Origin of the sequence: Streptococcus sp. 53, assembly GCF_013276565.1 — a bacterium.
GTDB lineage: Bacteria > Bacillota > Bacilli > Lactobacillales > Streptococcaceae > Streptococcus.
Genome location: NZ_VMLG01000004.1, coordinates 259250 through 275665, shown reverse-complemented (window position 1 = coordinate 275665; position 16416 = coordinate 259250). Strand labels below are relative to the sequence as shown.

Annotated in this window: 10 protein-coding genes; 9 read left to right on the top strand and 1 reads right to left on the bottom strand. The window is 41.7% G+C overall.

Annotated features, from left to right (window positions below; genetic code table 11):
* Window positions 1-14: 14 nt before the first annotated feature.
* The 4 genes from HT722_RS01860 (at window position 15) to ndk (ending at window position 10564) form a co-directional block, all read left to right on the top strand.
* Entirely contained in the window at window positions 15-2012 is a 1998-nt protein-coding gene (locus HT722_RS01860) for a thiol-activated cytolysin family protein (RefSeq protein ID WP_173277193.1), read from the top strand.
* Window positions 2013-2576: 564 nt separating this feature from the next.
* A complete protein-coding gene (rpoB, locus tag HT722_RS01855) occupies window positions 2577-6188 on the top strand; it encodes a DNA-directed RNA polymerase subunit beta (protein ID WP_173277191.1) in 3612 nt (1203 codons plus the stop codon).
* Between the two features lie 32 nt (window positions 6189-6220).
* A complete protein-coding gene (gene rpoC, locus HT722_RS01850; RefSeq protein WP_173277189.1) occupies window positions 6221-9898 on the top strand; it encodes a DNA-directed RNA polymerase subunit beta' in 3678 nt (1225 codons plus the stop codon).
* Window positions 9899-10150: 252 nt separating this feature from the next.
* On the top strand, window positions 10151-10564 hold the full coding sequence (gene ndk / locus HT722_RS01845; protein WP_173277187.1) for a nucleoside-diphosphate kinase: 414 nt from the start codon (window positions 10151-10153) through the stop codon (window positions 10562-10564).
* 171 nt (window positions 10565-10735) lie between these two features.
* On the opposite strand, the gene HT722_RS01840 is transcribed toward ndk, so the two are convergent.
* Window positions 10736-12084, bottom strand: a protein-coding gene (locus HT722_RS01840) for an IS3 family transposase (protein ID WP_173277183.1) whose coding sequence is annotated in 2 segments (ribosomal slippage) — window positions 10736-11643 and window positions 11643-12084 — 1350 coding nt in all. Because the reading frame shifts where the segments join, the coding sequence is not laid out codon by codon here.
* A gap of 152 nt (window positions 12085-12236) precedes the next feature.
* On the opposite strand from HT722_RS01840, the gene HT722_RS01835 reads away from it, so the two are divergent.
* The 5 genes from HT722_RS01835 to HT722_RS01815 all read left to right on the top strand — a co-directional run bounded on the left by HT722_RS01835 (window position 12237) and on the right by HT722_RS01815 (window position 16363).
* Window positions 12237-12857 carry a hypothetical protein gene (locus tag HT722_RS01835; protein ID WP_173277180.1) on the top strand — a complete coding sequence of 207 codons (621 nt, stop codon included), beginning with the start codon at window positions 12237-12239 and terminating at the stop codon, window positions 12855-12857.
* A 190-nt stretch (window positions 12858-13047) separates the two neighbouring features.
* A complete protein-coding gene (tsaE, locus tag HT722_RS01830; protein ID WP_061439986.1) occupies window positions 13048-13491 on the top strand; it encodes a tRNA (adenosine(37)-N6)-threonylcarbamoyltransferase complex ATPase subunit type 1 TsaE in 444 nt (147 codons plus the stop codon).
* Window positions 13481-13999, top strand: coding sequence for a GNAT family N-acetyltransferase (locus HT722_RS01825; protein ID WP_173277177.1), 519 nt, complete (start codon window positions 13481-13483; stop codon window positions 13997-13999). The genes tsaE and HT722_RS01825 overlap by 11 nt, the downstream gene beginning before the upstream one ends.
* Before the next feature lie 7 nt (window positions 14000-14006).
* Window positions 14007-15023 carry an LCP family protein gene (locus tag HT722_RS01820; protein WP_000239274.1) on the top strand — a complete coding sequence of 339 codons (1017 nt, stop codon included), beginning with the start codon at window positions 14007-14009 and terminating at the stop codon, window positions 15021-15023.
* Between the two features lie 83 nt (window positions 15024-15106).
* Window positions 15107-16363: a competence/damage-inducible protein A gene (locus tag HT722_RS01815; protein ID WP_173277171.1), complete on the top strand. Its 1257-nt coding sequence runs from the start codon at window positions 15107-15109 to the stop codon at window positions 16361-16363.
* Window positions 16364-16416: the final 53 nt, after the last annotated feature.

Here is a 16416-nt window from a genome sequence, read left to right as displayed (position 1 = left end):
CGGAGGAATAAGGAATGAATCAAGAAAAACGTTTGCATCGCTTTGTCAAAAAGTGTGGACTCGGTGTGTGTAGTGCTGTTGTTGCGGCCTTTTTATTGAGCGCTCAGGGAGTAGCTTTGGCTACAGAGCAAGGGAATCGTCCAGTTGAGACAGAAAACATCGCTCGTGGAAAACAAGCTAGTCAAAGTTCTACTGCTTATGGAGGAGCTGCTACACGAGCAGTGGATGGTAATGTTGACAGTGACTATGGGCACCATTCTGTAACGCATACAAACTTTGAAGACAATGCTTGGTGGCAAGTTGATCTCGGAAAAACAGAGAATGTTGGAAAAGTTAAACTTTACAATCGTGGAGATGGGAATGTAGCTAATCGTCTTTCCAATTTTGATGTTGTTTTGTTAAATGAAGCAAAACAAGAAGTTGCTCGTCAACACTTTGATAGTTTGAATGGGAAGGCAGAACTTGAAGTTTTCTTCACCGCCAAAGGCGCTCGTTATGTAAAAGTGGAGTTGAAAACTAAAAATACCCCATTGAGCTTGGCAGAAGTGGAAGTATTCCGTTCAGCAACAACTCAAGTTGGACAGGATAGAACTGCACCGGTAGTAGATCAAACATCAGCATTGAAAGACTACCTTTTTGGCTTAACTTATAATCCTTTGGATATTTTAACTCGCAAGGGAGAATCCTTAGAAAATCGCTACAACACAAGTGCTAAGGAACAAAATGGAGAGTTTGTCATTGTAGAAAAAATCAAGAAAACCCTCTCTACAGGCACAGCAGATGTTTCCATCAATGGAAATCAAAATGTCTTCCTAGGTGGCTTGTATAAGGCAAACCAAAATCTGCTAGAAAATCAGCCAGAATTGATTAGTCTTGCCCGTGCAAAGGGGACAGTCAGCGTCGATTTACCTGGTATGATTCAGTCTGACAGCCGAATTGAAGCAGATCCTACAACTAGTGGTATGCAGTCTGCGATGAATACCTTGGTTGAAAGATGGACAAAGAATTACTCATCTAGCCATTCCGTTCCTGCCCGTGTTCAGTATGAATCAACTACAGCCTATAGCATGAATCAATTGAAAGCAAAATTTGGTGCAGACTTTGAAAAAGCAGGCGCACCGCTCAAGATTGACTTTGAGGCTGTGCAAAAGGGTGAAAAGCAAATTGAAGTTGTAAACTTTAAACAAATCTACTATACAGCGACATTTGATGCACCGACCAATCCAGCAGCTGTATTTGACAAGAGTGTGACACCTGAAGATTTAAAACAAAGAGGCGTTGATTCACAAACTCCACCTGTATATGTATCAAACGTTTCTTACGGACGTCAAATCTATGTTAAGTTTGAGTCAACAAGTAAGTCTACTGAATTAAAAGCAGCTATCAATGCGGTTATCAAAGGCGCAACAATTGCTCCAAATTCTGAATGGAGCCGTCTATTGAAGAATACTTCTGTAACAGCGGTAATTGTAGGAGGTAATGCTAGCGGTGCTGCCAAAGTTGTCACAGGAACAGTCGAAAACTTGAAGGAACTCATCAGAGAAGGAGCCAACTTTAGCGCTCAAAGTCCAGCTGTGCCAATCTCATATAAGACTGCCTTCCTAAAAGATAATGCCCAAGCAACTTTACAAAATAGTACAGACTATATCGAAACGAAGGTTACTTCTTACAAAAATGGCTTCTTGAAACTTCATCATAAGGGTGCTTATGTTGCGCGCTACTACATCTATTGGGATGAAATTACATATGATGAACAAGGAAATCCAGAAATTCGTTCACGTCAATGGGAAGATAACGGAAAAAACAGAACTTCAGGCTTCCAAACAGAGATTCAATTTAAAGGAAATGTCCGTAATCTTCGTATCAAGGTTCAAGAAAAGACGGGTCTTGTATGGGAACCATGGCGTACAGTTTACAACCGCACAGACTTACCACTAGTACAACAGCGTACAATTACACATTGGGGAACAACTCTAAACCCTAAAGTTGATGAAAAAATTGTGAATGAGTAACAATTTGATTTACTTGATTCGATAGTAAACAGTGAAGAGGAGGAACTTCGATTTCTCCTCTTTTATGATTGACTTTTGAGAGAATGAAAAGATGAAAAGGGTAACTTCTATAGCAGATTGAAACTAGAATAGTACGTTGTTGCTATTAAAATATTTTCAAACGTCTCATACTTAATTCCACCATAAAAATCCGTTTTAGACTAATTTCCACTTCGGTTAGGTAAGTAGAAGTTACTTTGAGAAGTTACCTACGAAAAAAATTACCAAAAATCTACAGAATCCCTTGAAAAATCTAGCTAAATAGGGTATAATGTGAGTAATCATTTGTCGTAGGTTTTGTCTGAAATATTGTCCAGACAAGGCTCACAGCAGTTAAATCTTCTGAAAAAGTCAGATTTAGCTGCTCTTTTTGTGCTTTTTTTCAGTATTTTGAGTACTTGTAACAAAGACTTAAAGATTCTGAAAATTTATCAAAGGGACACGGTGATAGGGGTTTTACAACCATATGACGATTAGAAAGCCTGATTGACAAGGCTTGGAACTTATTTACAAAGGAGAATCATCTTGGCAGGACATGACGTTCAATACGGGAAACATCGTACCCGTCGTAGTTTTTCAAGAATTAAAGAAGTTCTTGACTTACCAAATTTGATTGAAATTCAAACTGACTCATTCAAAGATTTCCTAGACCATGGTCTGAAGGAAGTGTTTGAAGATGTATTGCCAATTTCAAACTTCACAGACACAATGGAGTTGGAATTTGTTGGATATGAAATCAAGGAACCAAAATACACGCTAGAAGAAGCTCGTATCCATGATGCTAGCTACTCAGCACCAATTTTTGTAACCTTCCGCTTGATCAATAAAGAAACAGGCGAAATCAAGACCCAAGAAGTTTTCTTTGGTGACTTCCCAATCATGACAGAAATGGGTACTTTTATCATCAATGGTGGTGAACGTATCATCGTATCTCAGTTGGTCCGCTCACCAGGTGTTTACTTTAACGACAAAGTAGACAAAAACGGTAAAGTGGGCTACGGTTCAACTGTTATCCCTAACCGTGGAGCTTGGTTGGAACTTGAAAGCGACTCAAAAGATATCGCCTATACTCGTATCGACCGTACTCGTAAGATTCCATTTACAACCTTGGTTCGTGCGCTTGGTTTCTCAGGTGATGATGAAATCTTTGATATCTTTGGTGATAGCGAATTGGTTCGCAACACTGTTGAAAAAGATATCCACAAGAATCCAATGGATTCTCGTACAGACGAAGCCTTGAAAGAAATTTACGAACGCCTTCGTCCAGGTGAGCCTAAGACTGCTGAAAGCTCACGTAGCTTGCTTGTGGCTCGTTTCTTTGACCCACGTCGCTATGACTTGGCAGCCGTTGGTCGTTACAAGATTAACAAAAAACTCAATGTCAAAACACGCTTGCTTAACCAAACAATTGCGGAGCCATTGGTAGATCCTGAAACAGGAGAAATCTTGGTAGAAGCTGGTACAATCATGACTCGTAGTGTGATTGAAAGCATTGAAAGCCATTTGGATGGTGATTTGAACAAGATTGTTTACATTCCAAATGATGCAGCTGTTGTGACTGAGCCAGTTGTTCTTCAAAAATTCAAGGTTGTTGCTCCAACTGATCCAGACCGTGTCGTAACTATCATTGGTAATGCCAATCCAGATGACAAGGTTCGTATCGTCACTCCTGCAGATATTCTTGCTGAAATGAGCTACTTCCTCAACTTGGCTGAAGGACTTGGTCGTGTAGATGATATCGACCACCTTGGAAACCGTCGTATCCGTGCGGTTGGTGAATTGCTTGCTAACCAAGTACGTCTTGGACTTTCTCGTATGGAACGTAATGTCCGTGAACGTATGTCTGTTCAGGACAATGAAGTCTTGACACCACAACAAATCATCAATATCCGTCCGGTAACAGCTGCGGTGAAAGAATTCTTTGGTTCATCACAGTTGTCACAGTTCATGGATCAACACAACCCACTTTCTGAGTTGTCTCACAAACGCCGTTTGTCAGCCTTGGGACCTGGTGGTTTGACACGTGACCGTGCTGGATATGAAGTACGTGACGTGCACTACACTCACTACGGTCGTATGTGTCCAATCGAGACACCTGAAGGACCTAACATCGGTTTGATTAACAACTTGTCATCTTACGGACACTTGAACAAATATGGATTTGTTCAAACACCATACCGTAAGGTTGACCGTGAAACAGGTGTTGTCACGAACGAAATCGTTTGGTTGACAGCCGATGAAGAAGATGAATTTACTGTAGCACAGGCTAACTCTCGTCTGAATGAAGATGGAACCTTTGCTGAGAAGATTGTCATGGGACGTCACCAAGGGGTCAACCAAGAGTATCCAGCTAATATTGTTGACTACATGGACGTTTCACCAAAACAGGTAGTTGCCGTTGCGACAGCATGTATTCCTTTCTTGGAAAACGATGACTCCAACCGTGCCCTCATGGGAGCCAACATGCAACGTCAGGCTGTGCCATTGATCAATCCTCAGGCACCTTACGTTGGTACTGGTATGGAATACCAAGCAGCCCACGATTCAGGAGCTGCTGTGATTGCTCAGTATGACGGTAAAGTTACCTATGCAGATGCTGACAAGGTAGAAGTTCGTCGTGAAGATGGTTCATTGGACGTTTACCACATCCAAAAATTCCGTCGATCAAACTCAGGTACTGCCTACAACCAACGTACTCTCGTAAAAGTTGGCGATGTCGTTGAAAAAGGCGATTTCATCGCTGACGGACCTTCTATGGAAAATGGAGAAATGGCGCTTGGACAAAACCCAATCGTTGCCTACATGACTTGGGAAGGTTACAACTTCGAGGATGCTGTTATCATGAGCGAACGCTTGGTTAAAGATGATGTCTACACATCTGTTCACCTTGAAGAATACGAATCAGAAACACGAGATACAAAGCTTGGGCCTGAAGAAATCACTCGCGAAATTCCAAACGTTGGGGAAGATGCCCTTAAAGACCTTGACGAAATGGGTATTATCCGTATCGGTGCTGAGGTTAAAGAAGGTGATATCCTTGTAGGTAAAGTAACACCTAAGGGTGAGAAAGACCTTTCAGCTGAAGAACGTCTCTTGCACGCTATTTTCGGAGACAAGTCTCGTGAAGTGCGCGACACTTCTCTTCGTGTACCACACGGTGCCGATGGTGTCGTTCGTGATGTTAAGATCTTTACACGTGCAAATGGAGATGAGTTGCAATCAGGTGTTAACATGCTGGTTCGTGTTTACATCGCTCAAAAACGTAAGATCAAGGTCGGAGATAAGATGGCCGGACGTCACGGAAATAAAGGGGTTGTCTCTCGTATTGTTCCTGTAGAAGATATGCCTTACCTTCCAGACGGAACTCCAGTCGACATCATGTTGAACCCACTTGGGGTGCCATCACGTATGAATATCGGTCAGGTTATGGAGCTCCACCTTGGTATGGCGGCTCGTACTCTTGGTATCCACATTGCAACACCAGTCTTTGACGGAGCAAGTTCTGAAGACCTTTGGTCAACCGTTAAAGAAGCAGGTATGGATAGTGATGCCAAAACAATCCTTTACGATGGCCGTACTGGTGAACCATTTGATAACCGTGTTTCTGTCGGAGTCATGTACATGATCAAACTCCACCACATGGTTGATGATAAATTGCATGCGCGTTCTGTCGGACCTTACTCAACTGTTACCCAACAACCACTCGGAGGTAAAGCTCAGTTTGGTGGACAACGTTTCGGTGAGATGGAGGTTTGGGCTCTTGAAGCCTACGGTGCGTCAAATGTCCTTCAAGAAATCTTGACTTACAAGTCTGACGATATCAACGGACGTTTGAAAGCTTATGAAGCTATTACAAAAGGAAAACCAATTCCAAAACCAGGTGTTCCAGAATCCTTCCGAGTTCTTGTCAAAGAATTGCAATCTCTTGGTCTTGACATGCGTGTCCTAGACGAAGATGACCAAGAAGTGGAACTTCGCGACTTGGATGAAGGAATGGACGAAGATGTCATCCACGTAGATGACCTTGAAAAAGCCCGCGAAAAAGCAGCACAAGAGGCTAAAGCAGCCTTTGAAGCTGAAGAAGCTGAGAAAGCAACAAAAGCGGAAGCAACAGAAGAAGCTGCTGAAGAAGAATAAGCAGTTCACTTAGAATAGAAAGGGAAGAAATAGTGGTTGATGTAAATCGTTTTAAAAGTATGCAAATCACCCTAGCTTCTCCAAGCAAAGTCCGTTCATGGTCTTATGGAGAAGTCAAAAAACCTGAAACAATCAATTACCGTACCTTGAAACCAGAACGTGAAGGACTCTTTGATGAAGTTATCTTTGGTCCTACAAAAGACTGGGAATGTGCTTGTGGTAAGTATAAACGCATTCGTTACAGAGGAATTGTTTGTGACCGTTGTGGGGTTGAAGTAACGCGTACAAAAGTTCGTCGTGAGCGTATGGGACATATCGAATTGAAAGCTCCTGTATCTCACATCTGGTACTTCAAGGGGATTCCAAGCCGTATGGGCTTGACCCTTGATATGAGCCCTCGTGCCCTCGAGGAAGTGATCTACTTTGCGGCTTATGTGGTGATTGATCCAAAGGATACACCACTTGAGCACAAGTCTATCATGACAGAGCGCGAATACCGTGAGCGCTTGCGTGAGTATGGTTATGGATCATTCGTTGCCAAAATGGGTGCCGAAGCCATCCAAGACCTATTGAAACAAGTAGATCTTGAAAAAGAAATTGCTGAACTCAAAGAAGAGTTGAAAACAGCGACTGGACAAAAACGTGTCAAAGCCATCCGTCGTTTGGATGTTTTGGATGCCTTTTACAAGTCTGGAAACAAGCCTGAATGGATGATTCTCAACATCCTTCCGGTTATTCCACCAGATCTTCGTCCAATGTTGCAGTTGGATGGTGGTCGTTTTGCCTCATCTGACTTGAACGACCTTTACCGCCGTGTTATCAACCGTAACAACCGTTTGGCTCGTTTGCTTGAGTTGAATGCACCAGGTATCATCGTTCAAAATGAGAAGCGTATGCTTCAAGAAGCGGTTGACGCTTTGATTGACAATGGTCGTCGTGGTCGTCCAATCACAGGACCAGGTAGCCGTCCACTGAAATCATTGAGCCACATGCTTAAAGGTAAACAAGGACGCTTCCGTCAAAACTTGCTTGGTAAACGTGTTGACTTCTCAGGACGTTCAGTTATCGCCGTTGGTCCAACTCTTAAGATGTACCAATGTGGTGTGCCACGTGAAATGGCAATCGAGCTCTTTAAACCATTCGTTATGCGTGAAATCGTTGCGCGTGATATCGTGCAAAACGTCAAAGCTGCTAAACGCTTGGTGGAACGCGGAGATGAGCGTATCTGGGATATTCTTGAAGAAGTGATTAAAGAACACCCAGTGCTTTTGAACCGCGCACCGACCCTTCACCGTTTGGGTATCCAAGCCTTCGAGCCAGTCTTGATTGATGGTAAGGCCCTTCGCTTGCACCCGCTTGTCTGTGAAGCCTACAATGCCGACTTTGACGGGGACCAAATGGCCATCCACGTACCGCTTTCAGAAGAAGCCCAAGCAGAAGCTCGTATCTTGATGCTAGCTGCTGAGCACATCTTGAACCCGAAAGATGGTAAACCAGTTGTTACTCCGTCTCAGGACATGGTTTTGGGTAACTACTACTTGACCATGGAAGAAGCTGGTCGTGAAGGTGAAGGAATGGTCTTCAAAGACCGTGACGAAGCGGTTATGGCTTACCGTAATGGTTATGTTCACCTCCACTCACGTGTTGGTATCGCAACAGACAGCCTCAACAAGCCTTGGACAGAAGAGCAAAAACATAAGGTCTTGCTCACAACAGTTGGTAAAATCCTCTTCAACGACATCATGCCAGAGGGGCTACCATACTTGCAAGAACCAAACAATGCCAACTTGACAGAAGGCGTTCCAGCTAAATACTTCTTGCCACTTGGTGGAGATATCAAGGAAGCAATCAGCAAACTTGAACTCAACCCTCCATTCAAGAAGAAAAATCTTGGAAATATCATCGCTGAAATCTTCAAACGTTTCCGTACGACAGAAACTTCTGCTCTACTTGACCGCATGAAGAACCTCGGTTACCACCACTCAACTCTTGCAGGATTGACAGTGGGTATCGCCGATATCCCAGTCGTTGATGACAAGGCTGAAATCATTGAAGAATCACACAAACGTGTAGAACAAATCACCAAACAATTCCGTCGTGGTATGATCACAGACGACGAGCGTTACAATGCCGTTACAGCTGAATGGCGTGCTGCCCGTGAAAAACTTGAGAAACGCTTGATTGCCAACCAAGATCCTAAGAACCCAATCGTTATGATGATGGACTCTGGAGCCCGTGGTAACATCTCAAACTTCTCACAGCTTGCCGGTATGCGTGGTCTGATGGCGGCTCCGAACGGACGTATCATGGAATTGCCAATCCTTTCAAACTTCCGCGAAGGTTTGTCAGTACTCGAAATGTTCTTCTCAACTCACGGTGCCCGTAAAGGTATGACCGATACGGCCCTTAAGACAGCCGACTCAGGTTACTTGACTCGTCGTTTGGTTGACGTTGCCCAAGACGTTATCATCCGTGAGGACGACTGTGGAACTGACCGTGGTCTCTTGATCCGCTCTATCGCAGAAGGAAAAGAGATGATTGAGTCTCTAGAAGAACGTCTCAACGGTCGTTACACTAAGAAAACTGTTAAACATCCAGAAACTGGTGCAGTGATTATCGGTCCAAATGAGTTGATTACAGAAGACAAGGCGCGTGAAATTGTGAATGCTGGTGTGGAAGAAGTGACTATCCGCTCTGTATTTACATGTAACACTCGTCATGGTGTCTGCCGTCACTGTTATGGTATCAACTTGGCGACTGGTGATGCGGTTGAAGTTGGTGAAGCAGTTGGTACAATCGCTGCCCAATCTATCGGGGAACCTGGTACACAGCTTACAATGCGTACCTTCCACACGGGTGGGGTTGCCTCAAATACCGATATCACTCAGGGTCTTCCTCGTGTACAAGAAATCTTTGAAGCCCGCAATCCTAAAGGGGAAGCGGTTATCACAGAGGTTAAAGGACAAGTTACAGCTATCGAAGAAGATGCATCAACTCGTACTAAGAAAGTCTTTGTTAAGGGTGAAACTGGCGAAGGTGAATATGTCGTTCCATTTACCGCTCGTATGCGTGTTGAAGTTGGAGACCAAGTAGCGCGTGGTGCTGCTCTTACAGAAGGTTCTATCCAACCAAAACGTCTCCTTGCAGTCCGTGATGTCTTGTCAGTTGAAACGTACCTTCTCGGTGAAGTACAAAAAGTTTACCGTAGCCAAGGGGTAGAAATCGGTGACAAACACATCGAGGTAATGGTTCGTCAAATGATCCGTAAAGTCCGTGTCATGGATCCAGGTGACACAGATCTTCTCATGGGTACCCTCATGGATATCAATGACTTTACAGATGCTAACAAAGATGTCCTTATCGCAGGTGGAGTTCCAGCGACAGGTCGCCCAGTCCTTATGGGAATTACCAAAGCCTCACTTGAAACCAACAGTTTCTTGTCAGCGGCTTCCTTCCAGGAAACAACCCGTGTCCTTACTGACGCGGCTATCCGTGGTAAGAAAGACCATCTCCTTGGACTTAAAGAAAATGTTATCATCGGTAAGATCATCCCAGCAGGTACTGGTATGGCTCGTTACCGTAACCTTGAACCACATGCTATCAATGAAGAAGAATACCTTAATCCTCCAGTAGAGGAAGAAGGAAATGAAGAAACAACAGAAGTAGTTGTGGATACTACCGTTGAAACTGTGGAAGAAACAGTAGAATAAAAGAGAATGAGAGAGCCTTCGGGTTCTCTTTTTATTTTCTGAAAATTTTCTCTATTTTTCCATAAAATGTGGTAAAATAATACTCAATGAAAATCAAAGAGCAAACTAGGAAACTAGCCGCAGGTTGCTCAAAGCACTGCTTTGAGGTGGTAGATAGAACTGACGAAGNNTTTGAGGTTGCAGATAGAGTTGACGTGGTTTGAAGAGATTTTCGAAGAGTATAAAAGAAAGAAGCTGACAAAGGAGACAGGGATGGAACAAACATTTTTTATCATTAAACCAGATGGTGTAAAAAGAGGACTAGTTGGTGAAGTGTTGAAACGTATCGAACAACGTGGATTTACAATCGAAAAATTGGAGTTGCGTACAAAGGTTTCAGAAGGGTTAATTGACCAGCACTATCAGGACTTGGTTGGTCAAAGTTTTTACCCACCGATTCGTGAATTTATGACTTCAGGACCGGTTCTTGTAGGTATCATTTCTGGTCCCAAAGTAATCGAAACTTGGCGGACCATGATGGGTGCGACTCGTCCAGAAGAAGCTTTACCAGGGACTATTCGAGGTGATTTTGCAAAAGCTGCTAGTGAAAACCAAGCTATTCAAAATGTTGTACATGGTTCAGATTCAGAAGAGTCAGCTAAGCGAGAAATTGCTCTTTGGTTTTAAGAGTGGATTGGTTCAATCAATTGGTTAAAAGCTCATTTGAATAGAAAGTATAGTCAATTAGTTTAAGACATGACGCATGATATCAAACTTTTTAGTTTTTGATATGGTGCGTTTTTTGATTTCAAGTTTAGCCTTTCGTGTGTACTGACCCCAAAAAGTTAGACAATTAATTTATCCAAAGGATTTAGTTCTGTATTGCACAGGGCTAAGTCCTTTTAGTTTTACCTTAATTCGTTTGTTGTTGTAGTAATCAATATAGTCTACAATAGCTTGTTCCAATTGCTTAAGCGACTGAAATGACTTCTCATAACCGTAAAACATTTCCGATTTCAGAATCCCAAAGAAGGACTCCATCATACCATTGTCTGGGCTGTTACCCTTACGTGACATGGATGCTTGAATTCCCTTACCCTCAAGAAACTGATGATAAGAATCGTGTTGGTATTGCCAACCTTGGTCACTATGAAGAATCGTATTCTCGTAGTGCTTCTCTGTGAATGCCTGTTCCAACATTGTTTTTACTTGTTCTAAGTTGGGTGAAGTTGAAAGATTATAGGCGATAATTTCGCTATTAAAACCATCTAAAACTGGTGATAAGTAAAGCTTTTGAGTACTTGCTGGAATGGCAAATTCTGTCACATCTGTGTAGCACTTTTCCATTGTTTTAGAGCCTTCAAATTGGCGTTGAATAAGGTTATCTGCCTTCTTACCAACATCTCCTTTATGAGAAGAATATTTTCGTTTCTGTCGCATTTTAGCTTGTAAATTGAGTACTTTCATCAAGCGTTGAACTCTTTTATGATTTACCAGATAGCCACGATTTATTAGTTCTAAATGAACCCGACGATAACCATAATTTCCCTTGTGTTCGATAAAAATGGATTGAATTTCAGCTTTAAGCTCTTGATCCTTATCTGGTTTATCTAGCTGTTTCAAGTGATAGTAGTAGGTCGAACGAGCTAGTTTAATGGCTTTTAGAAGAATATCTAACGAAAACTCAGTCATTAATTCTTGAACAATTTCTGTCTTTCTTCTTTCTCTTTTTCCTCCTTCAATCGGAGTTCTCTTAACTTTTTTAGGATGGCATTCTCCGCTCTCAGGTACTCATTTTCTGCTTGAAGACGTTCTAATTCTGTCCTCTCTTCAGGTCTCTTTTTTGGCTTACGTCCCATTTTAGGTACTCTCCCTCTTGTTTTCTCAACAATAGTATACCCGTTTTTCTTGTATTGTGCTAGCCAATTAAGAAGTATCGTACGACTTGGGAGGCCGTATTCAAGAGAAACTCTATCTTTAGTCCAGCCTTCATGTAAGACTTTATGAATCATTTCTTGTTTTAAATCAGGAGAATAGTAACGATTTTTTCCTTTTTTGACGAACTCTATTCCGTAACGATCAATCAATTTAATCATATACCTAAGATTAGAATTGTTTATCCCAAATTTATTTGAAAGCTTCTCTAAGCTATATCCTTGTTTTCTAAGTTCATAGATCTGAACTTTATCATCATAAGTTAATTTCATAATAAAAACACCCCAAAAGTTAGATTTTTTCTGTCTAACTTTTGGGGTGCAGTTCACGTGTTTGTTTAGCGTCTAAAAGAGACATTTGAGAAGATTGAAAACAGTTCTCTCTTTTCTCCGAGTATAATGATTGGTAGGAAGGGAGAGAAAAGATGAAATCAATGAGAATCTTATTTTTGTTAGTTTTAATTCAAATTAGTTTGAGTAGCTGTTTTCTATGGAAGGAATGCATCTTGTCCTTTAAACAAAGTACAGCTTTTTTCATCGGAAGTATGGTCTTCGTTTCAGGAATCTGTGCTGGAGTAAATTATCTTTATACCCGTAAGCAAGAAGTCCATAGTGTCCTAGCCAGTAAGCAGTCAGTGAAGCTTTTTTACAGTATCCTGCTCTTAATTAATTTGTTAGGAGCTGTTCTTGTCCTGTCAGATAACTTGTTCATCAAAAATACGCTGCAGCAAGAATTAGTTGACTTTTTATTGCCATCCTTTTTCTTTCTATTTGGGCTAGATTTGCTGATTTTTTTACCCTTGAAAAAATACATGCGTGATTTGCTTGCTATGCTAGATAGAAAAAAGACAGTGTTGGTGACTATTTTAGCAACACTTCTCTTCTTAAGAAATCCAATGACCATTGTCTCACTTCTGATTTATATTGGACTGGGTTTGTTTTTTGCAGCCTATCTTGTCCCAAATTCGGTTAAAAAGGAAGTTTCCTTTTATGGTCATATTTTCCGAGATCTTGTATTGGTCATTGCTACACTCATTTTCTTTTAGAGAAAGCTTGTTTTTATGGATGTTATGATGGTAATACTCTTCGAAAATCAAATTCAAACTACGTCAGCGTCGCCTTGCCGTACTCAAGTACAGCCTGCGGCTAGCTTCCTAGTTTGCTCTTTGATTTTCATTGAGTATAAGTTTAGTAGGAAAATAGACACAAAAGAAAAGTTTTTGGTATAATAAGAATATGTACACAAAAAATGAAGAAGAGCTACAAGCCTTAGGGGAGCGTTTGGGTCATCTATTAGAAAAGAATGATGTTTTAATCTTAACTGGAGAACTGGGTGCAGGTAAAACGACCTTTACTAAAGGACTTGCTAAAGGTTTACAGATTTCTCAAATGATTAAGAGTCCAACCTATACTATCGTAAGAGAGTATGAGGGGCGTCTTCCGCTTTTCCATTTAGATGTTTATCGTATTGAAGGAGATGCGGATTCTATCGACTTGGATGAATTTCTCTTTGGTGGAGGCGTGACTGTTATTGAGTGGGGAAATCTCTTAGGAGATGCCTTGCCAGATACTTATTTAGAGTTGGAAATTCTAAAAGAAGAAGACGGTCGCAGATTACATTTTCAAGCAAAGGGTTTGCGTGCAGAAAAGCTTTTAGAGGAGCTTCAACATGGAGTATGAATTGCTCATTAGGGAAGCAGAGCCTAAAGATGCAGCTGAATTAGTGTTCTTTTTAAATCGTGTAAGTTTGGAGACAGATTTTACCAGCCTAGACAGAGATGGTATTCTCTTGACCAGTGAGGAGATGGAAATATTCCTCAACAAGCAAGCTAGTTCGGACAATCAGATAACCTTACTTGCATTCTTAAATGATAAAATTGCTGGTATTGTAAATATTACAGCTGACCAGCGCAAGAGAGTCCGTCATATTGGAGACTTCTTCATTGTGATTGGCAAAAGATATTGGAATAATGGCTTGGGAAGTTTGTTGCTAGAAGAAGCGATAGAGTGGGCACAAGCAAGTGGCATTCTGCGTCGTCTCCAACTGACTGTCCAAACTCGTAATCAAGCAGCAGTCCATCTTTATCAAAAGCATGGCTTTGTCATTGAAGGTCGCCAAGAGCGTGGAGCATATATAGAAGAAGGGAAATTTATCGATGTTTACTTGATGGGTAAACTGATAGATTAGTAGAAATATGGTTAAAAAAATTATTGGAATGGTGCTAGCTTTACTTTCTGTAACTGTAGTAGGAGCAGGTATTTTTGCTTATACTATTTATCAACAAGGGACAGAAACCTTAGCTAAAACCTATAAAAAAATTGGAGAAGAAACCAAGGTTATCGAAGCGACTGAACCTTTGACCATTCTGTTAATGGGAGTGGACACCGGAAATGCTGAACGAACTGAAACTTGGGTCGGTAGAAGTGATAGCATGATCTTGATGACAGTGAATCCTAAAACTAAAAAAACAACGATGATGAGTTTAGAACGGGATATTCTGACGCGCATTGAATCAGGGAATGGTCAGGCTCATGAAGCGAAACTGAATTCAGCATATGCAGATGGTGGAGCAGAGCTTGCTATAGAAACCATTCAAAAAATGATGAATATCCATATTGATCGCTATGTGATGGTTAATATGAAAGGGTTGCAAAAACTAGTGGATGCAGTAGGTGGTATTACAGTCAATAATACCCTAGGTTTCCCAATTTCTATCAGTGACCAAGAAGAATTTAATACCATTTCTATCGGTGTTGGGGAGCAACATATTGGGGGAGAAGAAGCCCTAGTCTATGCACGAATGCGTTACCAAGATCCTGAGGGAGATTATGGTCGTCAAAAACGTCAACGTGAAGTTATTCAAAAAGTCATGGAAAAAGCTCTCAGTTTAAATAGCGTTGGTCATTATCAAGAGATTCTAAAAGCTTTGAGTGACAATATGCAGACCAATATTGATTTATCTGCAAAAAGTATTCCTAACTTGCTAGGCTATAAAGATTCATTTAAAACCATTGAAACTCAGCAGTTGCAGGGTGAAGGAGAGATGCTTCAAGGTGTTTCTTACCAGATTGTTTCGAGAGCTCATATGTTGGAAATGCAAAATCTACTCCGACGTTCTTTGGGACAAGAAGAAGTCACTCAGCTTGAAACCAATGCGGTCTTATTTGAAGATTTATTTGGACGAGCACCTGTTGGTGATGAAGATAATTAACTTTTGATACAAATAAAAAATCAATCGTAGGAAAATTCCTGCGATTTTTTCAAAAAAATACGAATAGATAGGTAGGAGGAAACATGAAAGCAGAAATCATTGCTGTTGGAACAGAGATTTTGACAGGACAGATTGTCAACACCAATGCTCAGTTTTTATCAGAAAAACTAGCTGAGATTGGAGTGGACGTATATTTTCAGACGGCTGTAGGAGACAATGAAGCTCGTCTCTTGACTTTACTTGAGATTGCCAGTCAACGTAGCAGTCTGGTGATTTTGACAGGTGGTTTAGGGCCGACTGAGGACGATTTGACCAAACAAACTCTGGCTAAATTTTTAGGGAAAGAATTAGTCTTCGATCCTCAGGCTCAGGAGAAGTTAGATGTCTTTTTCGCCCAGCGACCAGATTATGCCCGAACACCGAATAACGAAAGACAAGCCCAAATTGTAGAAGGAGCGACTCCACTGCCAAACGAAACGGGGCTGGCTGTGGGAGGAATACTAGAAGTAGATGGAGTGACCTACGTTGTCCTTCCTGGTCCGCCAAGTGAATTGAAGCCTATGGTCTTAAACCAACTTCTACCCAAGTTGATGACAGGGAGCAAGCTGTATTCCCGAGTTCTTCGTTTCTTTGGGATTGGCGAAAGTCAGTTGGTTACGATTTTGGCTGATTTAATTGATAATCAGACCGATCCTACATTGGCACCTTATGCCAAGACAGGAGAGGTAACCCTGCGTCTGTCAACAAAGGCTAGCAGTCAAGAAGAGGCGAATCAAGCGTTGGATATTTTGGAACATCAAATTTTGGATCGCCAGACCTTTGAAGGACTTTCTTTACGAGACCTTTGTTATGGTTATGGGGAAGAAACTAGTTTAGCCAGCATTGTGGTAGAAGAACTGAAAAAACAAGGGAAAACCATCACGGCTGCCGAGAGTTTGACGGCGGGTCTTTTCCAAGCTAGGGTAGCGGATTTTCCAGGAGCTTCAAGTATATTTAAGGGTGGTTTTGTGACCTATAGCTTGGAGGAAAAATCAAAAATGTTGGATATTCCTGCCAAGGATTTGGAAGAACACGGTGTGGTATCTGAATTTACAGCACAGAAGATGGCTGAGCAGGCACGAAACAAGACTCAATCTGATTTTGGCCTTAGTTTGACTGGAGTGGCAGGACCAGATAGTCTAGAAGGGCACCCAGCTGGGACAGTCTTCATAGGCTTGGCACAGGAGCATGGAACTGAGGTCATCAAGGTGAATATTGGAGGCAGAAGTCGAGCAGATGTACGTCACATTGCTGTTATGCATGCCTTTAACCTAGTTCGCAAGGCTTTATTAAGTGACTAACTTTTGATATAATAGTAGATAGGTCTGAGGACCATTAGAATGTAGGAGAATAG

Coding starts and splice junctions, on each gene's coding strand:
- HT722_RS01835 (WP_173277180.1), top strand. CDS start 12,237: ATGAAATCAATGAGAATCTTATTTTTGTTAGTTTTAATTCAAATTAGT.
- HT722_RS01825 (WP_173277177.1), top strand. CDS start 13,481: ATGGAGTATGAATTGCTCATTAGGGAAGCAGAGCCTAAAGATGCAGCT.
- HT722_RS01815 (WP_173277171.1), top strand. CDS start 15,107: ATGAAAGCAGAAATCATTGCTGTTGGAACAGAGATTTTGACAGGACAG.
- ndk (WP_173277187.1), top strand. CDS start 10,151: ATGGAACAAACATTTTTTATCATTAAACCAGATGGTGTAAAAAGAGGA.
- HT722_RS01860 (WP_173277193.1), top strand. CDS start 15: ATGAATCAAGAAAAACGTTTGCATCGCTTTGTCAAAAAGTGTGGACTC.
- tsaE (WP_061439986.1), top strand. CDS start 13,048: ATGTACACAAAAAATGAAGAAGAGCTACAAGCCTTAGGGGAGCGTTTG.
- HT722_RS01820 (WP_000239274.1), top strand. CDS start 14,007: ATGGTTAAAAAAATTATTGGAATGGTGCTAGCTTTACTTTCTGTAACT.